This window comes from Halomonas sp. GXIMD04776 (assembly GCF_049808615.1).
Classification (GTDB): domain Bacteria; phylum Pseudomonadota; class Gammaproteobacteria; order Pseudomonadales; family Halomonadaceae; genus Modicisalibacter.
This window is the reverse complement of record NZ_JBNCAN010000008.1, coordinates 52,150-65,878: the sequence shown is the minus strand read 5'-3', so window position 1 is coordinate 65,878 and position 13,729 is coordinate 52,150. Positions and strand designations below refer to the sequence as shown.

At 59.5% G+C, this 13,729-nt stretch carries 10 protein-coding genes and 1 pseudogene; 6 read left to right on the top strand and 5 right to left on the bottom strand.

Going from position 1 to position 13,729, the window contains the following annotated elements; translation table 11 throughout:
• Positions 1-95: 95 nt before the first annotated feature.
• Both mgtE and ACPF7Z_RS07110 read left to right on the top strand, forming a co-directional pair.
• Positions 96-1,465: pseudogene (mgtE, locus tag ACPF7Z_RS07115) on the top strand (magnesium transporter).
• Between the two features lie 63 nt (positions 1,466-1,528).
• Positions 1,529-2,782 carry an ABC1 kinase family protein gene (locus ACPF7Z_RS07110; protein WP_425192566.1) on the top strand — a complete coding sequence of 418 codons (1,254 nt, stop codon included), beginning with the start codon at positions 1,529-1,531 and terminating at the stop codon, positions 2,780-2,782.
• Between the two features lie 6 nt (positions 2,783-2,788).
• Here ACPF7Z_RS07110 and ACPF7Z_RS07105 read toward each other — a convergent pair whose 3' ends face one another.
• A complete protein-coding gene (locus tag ACPF7Z_RS07105; protein WP_425192564.1) occupies positions 2,789-4,699 on the bottom strand; it encodes a hypothetical protein in 1,911 nt (636 codons plus the stop codon).
• Positions 4,700-4,866: 167 nt separating this feature from the next.
• Between ACPF7Z_RS07105 and ACPF7Z_RS07100 the strand changes: the two genes are divergently transcribed.
• Positions 4,867-6,693 carry an SEC-C metal-binding domain-containing protein gene (locus tag ACPF7Z_RS07100; RefSeq protein ID WP_425192563.1) on the top strand — a complete coding sequence of 609 codons (1,827 nt, stop codon included), beginning with the start codon at positions 4,867-4,869 and terminating at the stop codon, positions 6,691-6,693.
• A 5-nt stretch (positions 6,694-6,698) separates the two neighbouring features.
• Here the strand turns inward: ACPF7Z_RS07100 and ACPF7Z_RS07095 are convergent, their stop codons facing one another.
• Entirely contained in the window at positions 6,699-8,072 is a 1,374-nt protein-coding gene (locus ACPF7Z_RS07095) for an AmpG family muropeptide MFS transporter (protein ID WP_425192561.1), read from the bottom strand.
• Positions 8,073-8,224: 152 nt separating this feature from the next.
• Between ACPF7Z_RS07095 and rfaH the strand changes: the two genes are divergently transcribed.
• The 3 genes from rfaH to ccoM all read left to right on the top strand — a co-directional run bounded on the left by rfaH (position 8,225) and on the right by ccoM (position 9,545).
• Entirely contained in the window at positions 8,225-8,770 is a 546-nt protein-coding gene (rfaH, locus tag ACPF7Z_RS07090; RefSeq protein ID WP_425192559.1) for a transcription/translation regulatory transformer protein RfaH, read from the top strand.
• An 18-nt stretch (positions 8,771-8,788) separates the two neighbouring features.
• On the top strand, positions 8,789-9,298 hold the full coding sequence (locus ACPF7Z_RS07085) for an FKBP-type peptidyl-prolyl cis-trans isomerase (protein WP_425192557.1): 510 nt from the start codon (positions 8,789-8,791) through the stop codon (positions 9,296-9,298).
• A 130-nt stretch (positions 9,299-9,428) separates the two neighbouring features.
• Complete coding sequence (gene ccoM, locus ACPF7Z_RS07080; RefSeq protein ID WP_425192555.1) at positions 9,429-9,545, top strand: cytochrome c oxidase subunit CcoM; 117 nt, start codon at positions 9,429-9,431, stop codon at positions 9,543-9,545.
• Between the two features lie 103 nt (positions 9,546-9,648).
• On the opposite strand, the gene ACPF7Z_RS07075 is transcribed toward ccoM, so the two are convergent.
• The 3 genes from ACPF7Z_RS07075 to ACPF7Z_RS07065 form a co-directional block, all read right to left on the bottom strand.
• Entirely contained in the window at positions 9,649-11,160 is a 1,512-nt protein-coding gene (locus tag ACPF7Z_RS07075; RefSeq protein ID WP_425192553.1) for a putative bifunctional diguanylate cyclase/phosphodiesterase, read from the bottom strand.
• A 153-nt stretch (positions 11,161-11,313) separates the two neighbouring features.
• Complete coding sequence (locus ACPF7Z_RS07070; protein WP_425192551.1) at positions 11,314-11,862, bottom strand: lytic transglycosylase domain-containing protein; 549 nt, start codon at positions 11,860-11,862, stop codon at positions 11,314-11,316.
• Positions 11,863-11,917: 55 nt separating this feature from the next.
• A complete protein-coding gene (locus tag ACPF7Z_RS07065) occupies positions 11,918-13,639 on the bottom strand; it encodes a proline--tRNA ligase (RefSeq protein ID WP_425192549.1) in 1,722 nt (573 codons plus the stop codon).
• Positions 13,640-13,729 lie beyond the last annotated feature (90 nt).

Here is a 13,729-nt window from a genome sequence, read left to right as displayed (position 1 = left end):
AGGTTCGTGTTTTCTCGAATGAATACGATGAGATCTCCGCTTCGAAAAAGCTTTCATTGCTACAATGATTATTTGCACGCTAATTGAGAGATGTCATGACCAGAGGCGATAACCAACCGGATCACAAGGCCATCGTGCTCACTGCGTTGGAGCAGGATTCCGAGGAGCTTGCAGCGCTTTTGGGAGAGGTGCGTGCCGCAGATATCGCCGAGCTGCTGGAAGAGCTTGTCGACCAGCAGGACGATATGGCCGGCGCCCTGGTGCTGCTCGAGAATTTGCCTCTGATACGTCGTTCTCATGTATACGGCCATTTGCCCAACTGGTTGCAAAAGTCCTTGGTCGATCAACTTTCCGATCAGGCATTGCTCGAGATTCTCGAGGAAATGAGCGCGGACGATCGAGCGGACCTGTACAACCTGTTGGAGATAGATCGTCGTGAGGCACTGTTGCGGCGTATGGCCCACCGCAAGCGAGAAGAGCTAAGGCGTCTGGCAAGCTATGAGGAAGGTACGGCTGGAGCGGTGATGACCTCCGACTATGTTGCCATCCCTAGTGGTCTGACCGTTTCCCAGGCGCTGACGCGTGTGTGCGAAACCGCACCGGACGCGGAGACCGTTTATCAACTCTATATTCTCGACGATCGCGGCCAACTCGCGGGAACCTGGTCGCTTCGGCAACTATTGATCGCGCGTCCCAGCGCCTATATCGACGATTTGATGATCAAGGATGTGATCCACACCCAGGTCGATACACGTCGAGAAGAGGTGGCGCGTCTGGTGGCACGCTACGATCTACTGGCGGTGCCCGTGGTGGATGAAGAGGAACGAATGGTCGGCTCGTGACCCATGACGATGTGCTGGACGTGGTTCAGGCAGAAGCCACTGAGGATATTCACAAGGGCGCCTCGGTGGGCATGCTCGAAAACGGTGTCGGCCGCACTTCTTTATGGAGCCTGTACCGCAAGCGTATCGTCTGGCTGGTACTGCTGGTGTTTGGCAACCTGTTTTCCGGCGCCGGCATTGCCTACTTCGAGGATCTCATCGCTGCCCAAGTGGCGCTGGTGTTCTTTCTGCCGCTTCTGATCGACAGCGGTGGTAACGCTGGCGCCCAGGCGTCGACACTGACCGTTCGGGGCCTGGCCACTGGCGATATCGCCCTCAAGGACTGGGGCAAGCTGTTGGGTCGCGAGCTGTTGATTGCCGCTGGTCTGGGGCTGACCATGGCGCTGGCCGTATCGCCGATCGGCTTCATGCGGGGAGGGGAAATGCTCATGCTGGTGGTGGCCATGAGTATGACCATTATCGTGCTGTCCGGCAGCCTGCTGGGTTTATGCTTGCCTTTCGTACTCAACCGTCTGGGCTGGGACCCGGCCACTGCTTCCGGCCCCCTGGTCACGACCATGATCGACGCTTGCGGAGTGCTGATCTATTTTGGTATCGCCACGCTGCTGATGTCGAATATCTGAGCATACCTTTTATACCCGATCGGGTGTACGCTGATATAAATGCCGTACAAGGTTTGTATCATTATGCGCGAGCGTGGAAGATCTCGACGACTGCTGGGACTTGGTGCAAGAACCGGCGGAGCCATGCTACGGAGTCGGCTTGGTGGTCAGACCGATTGGCGCGCGCTGGGCGAAGCGCTATTCGAAGGCTTGTCGGAACTCAAGGGGCCCGCCATGAAGTTGGCCCAGATCATCTCTCAGTGGGACGATCTATTGCCGGCGGATCTCGCCGATGAACTGGCTCGCCTGCAGCGTCAGGCAGAGCCGATGCCCTGGCCTCGAATTCGCGAGAGCCTGGACATTCAGTATGGTGATCCTGATCGCGTTTTCGCAGATATAGAAACCACCCCGTTTGCCAGTGCTTCCATGGGCCAGGTGCATCGTGCTCGGACCCAGGAGGGGAGCACCGTCGTGCTCAAGGTGCAATATCCAGGGCTGGCGGCGGTGCTGGAGAGCGATCTGGCTCAGGTGCGGCGTATCATGCGTCTTGGCCGATGGTTCAAGGTCCCTCAGGCAAGGCTCGATGCACTGTTCGAGGAGTTGGCGGAAAGTCTGCGCGGTGAGCTCGATTATCGCGCGGAAGCTACGGCTTTGGCACGTTATCGTGAGCGCTATGCGCATCTCGATTGGCTGACCATCCCTGAACCATTGAGGTCCCTGAGCGGTGAGCAGGTGCTTGCCATGCGCTATGTTCCCGGCACGCCGCTGCGGGATATCGAAGCAGCAAATGACGATTTGCGTCAGCAAGTCGCTATTCATCTGGCAGATTGGTTGACTGAGGAGTTATTCACCCACGGCGAACTGCACGCGGATCCTCATGCGGGCAATTTTGCCTGTGACGACCAGGGTCGGCTGATCCTCTATGATCTGGGTGCGGTAATCCCGGTACCGGACTCCCGTTTATTGCAGATGGTCGAATTGCTGCAGGCGACTCTGGAACAGGACGCCATGGCCATGGATACCGCACTGCGCAAGATGGGCGGGCGCCAGGGGGAGGGCGCCCCGTTGGCGCTGTACCGTGAATCGGCGGAGGCCATTGCACCGCTGTTTGCGCCGGGACTACAGGATTTCGGTGATGTCCGGGTACATCGGCGCCTCCGCGATCTCAGCCCTCGGGTCTGGGCGGCAATGGATCGCTTGCAGCCACCGGCGGATACGCTATTGCTGTCCCGGGCACTCAACGGCCATTACTGGAACCTGGTGAGGTTGCAGGCGCGACTGGACATGCACGCCCGCAGTCAGCCGCTGATTGCCTGGGCGCAGCGTGCTTCTTCCTGATACCGCTCATTTGAGTGCGCGCCGTGCCTGTACCAGTGCTCTGTACCAATGTCGGTGAGGGGCGCTCACCACCGCCGGCCGCTGGCTGAGATAACTGACATTGCGGACCTCGCTGCGTGCCGTGTTGGAAAGATAATTGGACAGCATGTTCAGGGTCGTTTCCCGAGCGCCATACTGCTTGATGAGAAACGCCTTGGCCCCCGGATCGAGCTCGACCCGATAATGACGCACCAGTGCCAGGGCCAGAGACTCCGCGGTGCGTGATAGATCGACATCGATTTCCCGCACCATGGCCGCCCCTAGTGCCGCCTTCGCTGCCGCCGATAGATTGGGCTCGAGCTGACCGAAATCCGCCGCATTCGAGCCGTTGATGGCCCGCTGCACCTGGGGGCGCGAGAGATTAATGTGGGGTTCCAGCGCCAGGGCGATCTCGATGGCCAGGCGTTTTCCTGCGTCCATACCGGCCGCCAGTAATCGATCCCGATCGATCAGATGAGGATTGCGGCGCTGCTCACGATCAGCCTCCGTCGCCTTGATGTGCCGATCGAGATGCTTGCATACCTGGGCCTTGGCCGTGTCGTCCAGCGCAATCACGTGTTCGCGGATACGCAGGCCACGTCGCCCGGGGCCCAGGCGTAGACGCGTGTCGCGGTCGGCGTGATCGGCGCTGATGGCCTCCCAGTGTTGCACTGCCTTGAGCAACTGGGCATGGCTGCGGCCTACCTGAGCATAGGCATCCAGCGCGGTGCGATAAAGGCGCAGCGCATTGGCCAGAAGATCGGCCTTGGTTCTTAGCGCCGCGCGCCGTTCTGTCTGCCCGCTGGTGACTGCCTGGGCGAGATGCTGGATCTGGTCGGCCAGCGCGTCCATCGCCTGCTGTGAGCGCTCCACCAGGATCTCGGCGCGTAGCCCGCCGGCGGCGTCCGCGACCAGAGTGCCGGATTGCTCCGCCAGGTAGGCAGTCAAGGCCTTGAGACGAGATAGGCCGGTGGCCTGGGCGATGCGATGCTGAGCGCGAGCCTTCTCCAGATTGTCGAAGGCTTGAGCCAGGCGCCAGCGTCCACGATATTCGAAGCTCAGCATGGGAATCTTGCGACCGCTGATCAGCTCGAACGCAAGGATCAGCATCTCCTCCACATCCTGCAGGGTCATCAGCAGCTCATCGTTCTGCTCGATGGCCGCCAGCACCCGCTCGATGAAGTGGTCATCGCGGGCCACTCCGCGGCGTAGATTCGGCGCCTGCCCCTCGAAGCGTTGACGTAACAGTGCCGCCGCCTCCGGCACCAGTTCTGCAAGCTCGTTGAGTTGAGGATCGATGGTCTCGCGATAAAGCGCGATCAGATCGCGGATGCGCGCATGCTGGCCGACGCGGCGGTAAATATCGATCTGGGCGATGATCCGGGCACTGTCGCGATCATCGAGCAATTCGATGGCCGCCAATTCCACGCCCTCTGGAGAAAGGTCTTGCTTGCGAAGCAGCATGGCGGCTGCCTCACGCCGGCGGGCGTCACCTTCCAGACTCTCGACGATCAGGTTGCGGGTCCCCAGCAGCAGATCCGGCAGACTCTTGATGACCCGTTCGATCTTGCGAGCGGTTCTTTCCGCCTTGCGCCCACCGGTGAGATTGTGCACGAGATTGGCGATGATGCCCGCGGCACCGGTGATTACTGTATAGGAGATGAAGAAGATGTAATTTTCGGTGGTGGGCGCCTTGCCGTATCCCAACAGAAAACCGCCCCAGGCACCCAGCAAGGTGACCGGCCCGGCAGTCCATAGAATCTGTAGCAGACTGACCGTCCAGGGCACTTTTTCCACTGCCGAGGTGATGCGCTTGATCTCGTCGCGGCCTTCGCGTTCCAGGCGGATCTGTGGGGTCTCTCGGGCATTTTTTGCCGAACGGCGAAAAGGCAATCGCACGACATCAGTCCTTAGCATGGCAAGATGGAAATAACGACAAAAGCACGGCGGCAGGAGGCGTTGGCCGCCACCCTAGCACCCGGGGACCTGCCTCGCCAGCGCCGAGAGAGCCGTGAGACAGTGACAACGGCATGCTAGAATGAAGCGACCATGACAAGGGAGGTGCAATGCTGGCAATGTGGGTGGAACAGTTACTGGAATATGCCAGCGGCGCGCTGAATGCCATTCGCCAAGACGAGCACTATCCAACGCTGATGGTCTGGGCGCGTACCGATGGCTTGCATCGTCTGGGGGGCGATATGGCCCTGGCCCAGGCGTTGGCGCCGGAGTTATGGAACCAGACGCCGCTAGAGCGGCGAGGATTCGCCACAGAACCCTTGGCACGTCCTGGCGACAACGAACCCTGCTGGTGCGACTCGGGTCGCAAGAGTCGCGACTGCTGCGGCGCTGTAGCGTTACCCGGCGCAGTGCCCGAGCACTTGATGTGGATGTTGTCGCTACGCGAATGGAAAGGGGCCACCTTCAAGGCGGCGCTGGTCAGTGGTCGTGCACCGGCCCAGGCCCTGCTCGAAGCGGGGCTGATTGCCGCTGAGAGCAATCAGCAGGGTCGTGCTCAACAGATGCTCGAAGCGCTCTTCGAGGCGGCGGACTGGAGCCAACTGCCGGAACAGACCGAACCGGCCTTTGAACTGCTCATCGATATCTATCAAGAGCGTGGATTTCACCGCAAGAAGGCGGCGCTGCTCGACGAAATACTCGACCGTGGGCCACTGTTTCTGCGCGGCGTGGCCCTGGAGCGTCTCTGTCTGATGCATCTCGACAGCGATGACCTGGCAAGCGCCCGAGAAGCCTTCGTGCGCGCCCAGCAAACGTTGCCGGATTCGCCTACGCTTGCCTATATCGAGGCCATGCTGCTGCTTCACGAGGGGCACCCTGAAGAAGCCAGCGAGCGCGCACGGTTCTGGTTTCGACGCCTGGCACGGCATAGTGATCTCGATGTCGAGCAGCTGCAGTTTCTCGCCGATCTAGCCGATAACCCCGGTGCCACCCTGGCAGAACAGATGGTCAATTCCGAAGAGGCATTGGCCGCGCCGCTGATCAACTTGCAGACCCTGCTCGAAGGGTTGGGCGACGCGCCTAGATTGCACCTCGAGCACGCGGCGGACGGTCATCTGGAATATCATACCAGTGCCCGGGAGGATACGCTGTTTGCTGCCTGGCAGGGATACTTTCTCGTCAAGATCGATGAAGATTCCGCTCTGGGCCTCAAGGACGACCCCTGGCCGCATGCCGCCGACTGGCTCGATGCCTTGCACGCCCAGCCTGCCTGGCTCGACTCGCCCCAGGTCGTTCAGACACTGGCGGTGGCGCTGGCCAGTCGCTTCGGCAGCTTGCCTTGGATGGCCAACATGTTCTTCGTTCCCCTGGCCCGGCGTTTTGGACGCTGGCTTGATCAGATCGAAGAAGCCGGTGGACGTTTTACCTGGGACGATGCGGATAACGCGTTGCTCTTGCGTACCGGCCTGGCGCTGGTGGTCGGCATGGAGCGTGGCGCGCGACGCGATTCGCGGCAAATGGCCGAGCGTCTGTTGGTACTCGACGATCAGGACAGTCTGGGCTTGCGGGAATTGGTGCTGGATCAATTGTTGCGCGAAGGCCGCGACGAGGAGGCCGTTGATCTCAGCGATCAACAGGAACCCGACGATGAAGGTCCGCTCCTGGGCGTCTTGATGGGGCGAGCGCTGGCGTTGTTCAGGTTGCAACGCCTCGAGGAAGCCGTGCGCTCGCTACGCGACGTAAAAGCCCTCAACGTCCACGCCATCGCCATGATGTGCGCTCAAAACCCCCGGCCGGTACCGCTGGCGCTGGAGGTGCCGGAGCCGGGCACCAAGGCCGAGGCCTGGCAGTATCGAGCGTTGATGCGCGACCAATGGGCTGCAACTCAGGGCGCATTGGGGTGGCTGGCGGAGCAGCAGCGACACCTCGACAAATGAGCCCATCATCCTGCGCCAGTGGCAGGTTCGCGGTCCGCTTTCAATGACGGATCGCGGCTGATGCGCCAGGCAAGCCACACCGCCGGTAGCCCGAGCAGCGCCGCGAAGACGAAAAACACCGTGTAGCCTTGCCCGGCGACCACCACTCCGGAAAATCCGCCGATGAACTTGCCCGGTAGCGTCATCAGGGACGAGAACAGTGCGTATTGGGTTGCCGTGTAGGCACGTGAGGTCAAGCTCGACAGGAACGCGATGAAGACGGTGCTGGCCAGGCCATTGGCCAGGTTGTCTCCCATGATGGTGATCACCAGCATGGGCATTTGCGCCCCGATCAGCGCCAGCACGGCGAACAGCAAATTGGTCAGGGCGACGATCACGGCTCCGGCAACGAGCATCTGCCCGATGCCATAGCGCACGACCAGCAGTCCACCGACGATACCGCCGGCAATACTCATCGCGATGCCGAACACCTTGGTCACATTGGCGATCTGCGAAAGAGTAAAACCGAGATCGATATACAGCGGGTTGGCCATGGCCGCCATCGACAGATCGCTGATGCGATAAATGCCGATGAAGACCAGCAGCCACAGGGCGCGGCGACCGTAGCGGGAGAAGAAGTCCGTGAAGGGGCAGACCACCGCGCCGATCATCCAGGCGCCCAAACGGCGCCAAAGCTGTGCCCGCCCTCGGCTGGCGCGCAGGAAGGCACGCACACGAGGCTCGTGAATCAACTGCACGCCCAGTGACGAGCGGGGTGGCTCTGGCCGTACGAGTACCGTTAGCATGCCTATGCCGACCAGACAGGCCATGCCCAGATACGCCCAGTGCCAGGATGCCAGATCGGCAATGTAGAGCGCGCCGGCACCGGCGGCCAGCAGTCCGCCGCGATAGCCGATGATGTAGGTCGAGGCCATGGCGGCTTGTACCTCCTCGACGGCGGATTCGATACGAAAGGCATCGATCACGATATCCTGAGTGGCGGAGCCGAAGGCGACCAGCAAGGCAAATCCCGCCACGCTGACAAGACTTGCGCGAGGGTCGGTATAGGCCAGGCCTACCAGGCCCAGAGCGATCGTCATCTGAGCCAGCAGCATCCAGCCGCGGCGCTGACCGAACAGCCGGGTCAATCCAGGCAGGGGTAAACGATCGACGACCGGGGCCCAGAAGAACTTGATCGAATACAGGATACCGATCCAGGAAAAGAAGCCGATTGCCGCCACCTCTACGCCAACATCGCGTAGCCAGGCGGTCAATGTCGAGAACACCAGAAGAAAGGGCAGGCCAGCGGAAAAGCCCAGAAACAACATGGTGATCACCGGCGCCTGGGCATAGACGGTCAGAGCATCCCACCAAGAGCGGCGTGCTGGGGGGAGAGTCATCGAGAGTTTCCTGCCATCAGAAAAGACCTTGGGGGTTATCGTGAATCGATATGCTCGACATCGATGCTAGACTGATGGACAACTTACGTTCTCCGCGCCTATTAGATCAATGCCTTACATTGAAGTTGGGCAACTATTTATCATGGAGTCTTATGAGCGATCAGCTTACCGATTACGAACAACGGGAAAGTGATGCCATTCCCCGCTGGTATTTGATTCATTGCAAGGGCGGTGAATCCTTTCGTGCCGCGGAAAACCTGAACAATCAGGGCTATGAAGTGTTTCACCCTGTGCTACAGGTGCAGAAGAAACGCCGTGGCAAGCTGCATTGGCTCGACGAGCCGCTGTTCCCCTATTACCTGTTCATTCGTCTTGATCGATTGGCCAGCAATTGGCGGCCCATTCGCTCGACGCGTGGGGTGCTCAAGCTGGTCGGCTTCGGTGACGAACCTTTGCCCGTGAACGATGAGCTGATCGTTACATTACGCAAAAGCGCCCAGGCCAAAGCGGACGCGTCGAACGGTAACATCTACTTTCGAGCCGGCGAGACCGTCGAGATTACCGATGGGCCATTTCGTGCACTGCAAGCGGTTTTCGAAAGCCAGAAGGGCGAGGAGCGAGCGATCGTCCTGCTCAACATGCTGCATAATCAGCAGCGTCTGGAAATGCCCGTTAGCCAACTGCGCAGGCAAGAATGAATCAGCCAAGGAACCCGTATGACCGTTGCTCCCCATTGCGTCGTCACTCTTCACTACATCTTACGCGACTCCGCCGGCAGCGTACTCGACGACTCTCGTCAGCGCAACGCGCCGCTCGAGTACCTGCATGGTCACGACAACATCGTTCCAGGACTCGAGCGTTGCCTTGAGGGGCTCGCCAAAGGCGCCTGTTCGACGATCACCCTCGCCCCGGCCGATGCCTATGGGCTCCGGGACGAGGCGCTGGTGCAGGAAGTGTCCCGGGACGCCTTCGAGAACGTCGATATGTTGGTACCCGGCAGGCGTTTTCAGGCCCAGGGGCCTGAGGGGCTACGCATCGTCACGATGATGGCCGTCGGCGATAGTATGGTGACCGTGGATGCCAACCATCCTTTGGCGGGGGAAGCGCTGAGTTATAGCATCGAGATTCTGGATATACGCGAGGCGACCCGCGCAGAACTGGTCAAGGGGCATCCATTGAGCGACGACATCACGCACGTGCAAGTGGAAGATCGCAAGATTCCCTGAAACATGACTTAAGTCAATTTTTGTTACGCCTTCGTTCAACCTCGGTAAAAAACTTGATTGTAATCAAGAAGTGCAAGTCATCCGCCCCTTAAAGTAACTCTAACGACGATGAGGAAGGGGGGGACACGCCATGTACTGGGATGATGCCGTCATTTTCGGGCTGGTGACCGTCGCAATGATGTTTGTCTTTATGGGCGGGTTCGCTACCTTCATCATTCGCGATCAGAAACGCAAGGGCAAGCGTTAACCATGGTGATGCGGTAACGCAAGATTGTCGTCAGGGGAGGGGGCTCTGCCCCCTTGTAGCCGACCTCCGGGTCGGCTTTTTTCTGCGCGCTATTCATACTGCATCATACCGGCATGAAACTCGGGGGCATGGCGGCCCGATATTCCGCGAGCCAGTCAAGCACCTGGTCCATATCCATGGGACGAGCAATCAGATAGCCCTGGGCTTGATCGCAACCGGCCTTGATCAGCAAGTCCAGCTGTTGAGGGGTTTCCACGCCTTCGGCAACCACTTCCAGTCCGAAATCATGAGCCAGGGTAATGTTCGACAGGACGATCGTTGCATCCTCGCGCTGCTGAGCAAGGTTCATCACGAAGGACTTATCGATCTTGAGTACATCCAGAGGCAGGCAGCGTAATTGTGTCAGCGAGGAGTAGCCGGTACCGAAGTCGTCGATGGCTATCGTGACACCCGCATCGCGAAGTTCGGCGAGCAGTTCCGCAACGGATGCCGGATCGAGCATCATCGTCTGTTCGGTGATTTCCAATGTCAGTTGTGCCGGGGCGAGTTGCCTGCGATGCAGCCCGGTCAGCAAGCGCTGGGCGAGTAGGGGGTCGTCGAGATCAATGGCGGAGAGATTGATCGCGACCTGAACAGTATGGCCTTGGGCCTGCCAAGCCGCCATGTGATCCATTACCTGCTGGATCATCCATTCTCCCACCAGCGCCATGTGCCCGGAATGCACGGCCAGGGGCAGAAACTCGTCGGGATGCAACAATCCGAGCTCGGGATGTTGCCACTGCAGCAAGGCTTCGAAGCCGATGACATCGCCATCTTCGAGTCGAATCTTGGGTTGATATACCATCTTGAGCTGCTGATCCCGAACGGCATCGACCAGGTCCCCCAGCAGTTGTTTTTCCCGGGCGTGATGGTGATCGAGGCCCGTATGATAGGCATGGAAGCCTTCCCGAGAATGTCGTGCCTGTATGAGAGCGATGGAAGAACGGTGTAGCAATTGTTGTGCGTCCTGACCATTGTCGGGGCTTTGCAGTACGGCCAGGGCGATGGTAGGAATCAACGAAGTGCCCGACAGTTTGAGCGGCTGGCTCAATTGCTCACGCAGACGTTTGAGCAAGGTGTTGTCAACAAAAGGCGGCGCTACCAACAGCAGGAACTCGTTACCATCCAGACGATAGAGGCGTCCATGATGATACTGCAGGCGGATGAGACGATGGGTCAGTGCCACCAATAGCTGATCGCCGACATCATATCCCAGGGTCTTGTTGATGCGCATGATGTTGTCGATGCTGAGCCGAATCACCAGAAAAGATCGATCGGCAGCTATTAGTTTACGTATTTCATTCTTGGCTGCGCCTTGTGTGCCAATACCCGTAAGGGGATCGGTTTGTTGACGATGCAGACGCGTCATCAAGGCGAGCAGGCGAGTGTGCAGTCGCCTAGACCGCTTTTCCTGGTGCGGATGTTGCCATGTCGAGCGCAATAGCGGTTCGGCACCGCGACTGGCACCGAGGGCCAGAAACAACAAGGCAAGACCAAGGCAACGACTCAGTGTGGTGACGATTACGGTGAGGTAGCGTTTCGAATACCAGGCCATGTAGGAGCTGAGCGCATTCAAGAGACTCTCGATAATGCCAAGGTGATGGTTACAATTGTTCGTAAGGCATCGAGCAATGTTCGATATCGCAAAGCGGCGTCGATGAAAACGAATATGCTGTATCAGACAACATGTACTTGCGTTGGTGCCAATTAGATCAGTAAACGATGACGCTCATTCCTGATGGCGTCTAGTCAGGTGGTTCGATTCTTCATCCGATGAGAGACGCCAGCGTGTTGCCCAGGCCTTCATCACGCGTTCGGGATACCAGGTCTGGCCGAGGCTACCATTGTAGCGAGCCAGGGCGCGGGTCAGATCGCCATCTTCCACGCGCAGATAGTGCGCCAGGATCGTGCAGCCATAGCGCAGATTGAGGTCAGGATCGAAAAGATCGTCCTCGGGGCGGCCAATGACGTCTTTCCAGAAAGGCATGATCTGCATGAGCCCCTGCGCACCGGCGGAGGATATTGCCAGGGCATCGAACGCACTCTCCACCTGGATGAGCGCCAGTACGAGTTCCGCCGGCAGGCCGGCCAGGGCCGCTTCCAGGCGGATGCGCTCGAGCAGGCCGAGACCTTCTTTCTGGGCAGTAAATGGTGCCAGCCGAGGCTGCATGACACTCAGCCAGCGCTGGGCTTGTGCATCGCGGTTTGCCTGTCGCAACGCGCTGACGGTGGTCGACAGGGTATCGATCAGTGTGGTTGGGATATGCTGGGGAGTCACTGCAGCGCCTGTTGCCGCTGGGGACAACAGGGCTGCAAGGAGTCCTGCCAGAATTTTAGGCTTGTAAACGCTCACGTAAGAAGTCGATCAGCTCGTTTGCGGGGATCATAGTATTGTTATCGTCACGACGGCCCTTGTACTCCAACTCGCCATTGTCGAGGCCGCGATCGCCGATCACCACGCGATGAGGAATGCCGATCAGCTCCTGATCAGCAAACTTGACCCCTGGCCGGGTATCGCGATCATCGAGCAGCACGTCGATACCCTGAGCGCTGAGCTCACCATAGAGGCGTTCGGCGGTTTCCCGTACGCGTTCAGACTTGTGGGCGTTCATCGGTACCAGCACCACCTCGAAGGGCGCGATGGCATTGGGCCAGATGATGCCGTTTTCATCGTGATTCTGTTCGATGGCGGCGGCCACCACGCGGGTGATACCGATGCCATAGCAGCCCATCCAGAGCTGGGCGGCCTTGCCGGTCTCGTCGAGGGCCGTGGCGTTCATCGCCGCGCTGTACTTGGTACCCAACTGAAAGACATGCCCAACCTCGATACCGCGCTTGATCGAGAGGGTTCCCTTGCCATCCGGGGATGGATCGCCGGCCATCACGTTGCGCAGGTCGGCCACCTTGGGCAGGGCCACGTCACGCTCCCAGTTGATGCCGAAATAGTGCTTGCCATCGATATTGGCTCCGGCTCCGAAGTCGCTCATCAACGCCACGCTGCGATCGATGATGACCGGCATGTCGAGATCGACCGGGCCCAGCGATCCTGGGCCAGCACCCACTACGGCGCGAATCTCGTCCTCGTTGGCCATGGTCAGAGGTGCCTTGACCTCCGTCAGATGTTCGGCCTTGATTTCGTTCAACTCATGATCGCCGCGCACCAGCAGTGCGATCAGGCCGCCTTCCTCGGCGTGTACCATCAAGGTCTTGATTGTCTTCTCGATGGGCAGTCCGTGCTGTTTGACCAGCGTGGCGATGGTCTTGGCGTTCGGAGTATCGACCAGCCGCAGTTCCTCGGTTGGGGCTGGGCGCTGCGGTTCTTCGCCGCGCGGCGCGGGCAAGGCCTCGGCCATTTCGATATTGGCGGCGTAGTCGGAATCGCTGGAGAAGGCGATGTCGTCCTCGCCGGAATCCGCCAGCACATGAAACTCATGGGAACCGGTGCCACCGATCGCGCCGTTGTCGGCGAGTACCGGGCGGAAATCGAGGCCCAGCCGGGTGAAGATGCGTACATAGGCGTCATACATCACCTGGTAACCTCCCTTGAGGGAGTCTTCCGAGATATGGAAGGAGTAGGCATCCTTCATGATGAACTCCCGGGAGCGCATCACGCCGAAACGCGGGCGAATTTCATCGCGAAACTTGGTCTGGATCTGATAGAAGTTCGCGGGCAACTGCTTGTAGCTGCCGATCTCGCGACGCATCAGGTCGGTGATCACTTCCTCGTGGGTCGGGCCGACGCAGTAGTCGCGTTGATGACGATCGATCACGCGTAGCAGCTCCGGGCCATATTGCTCCCAGCGTCCGGATTCCTGCCACAATTCAGCGGGTTGCACCGCGGGCATCAGCACTTCCTGGGCGCCGGCGCGGTCCATTTCCTCGCGCACGATACGCTCGACCTTGCGCAGGGTGCGCAGGCCGATGGGTAACCAGGTGTAGAGCCCCGATGTCAGACGACGGATCATGCCGGCGCGCAGCATCAGTTGGTGGCTGATGATTTCGGCGTCCGCCGGCGTTTCCTTGAGGGTGGCGATCAATAATTGACTGGCGCGCATGGGTCGGCTGGTTCCTTGAAATCTGGTCGGCGAGACTGCTCATGGCAGCGATGACAATATCGCTGCATTGTACGGGCAAGCCCCCATTGC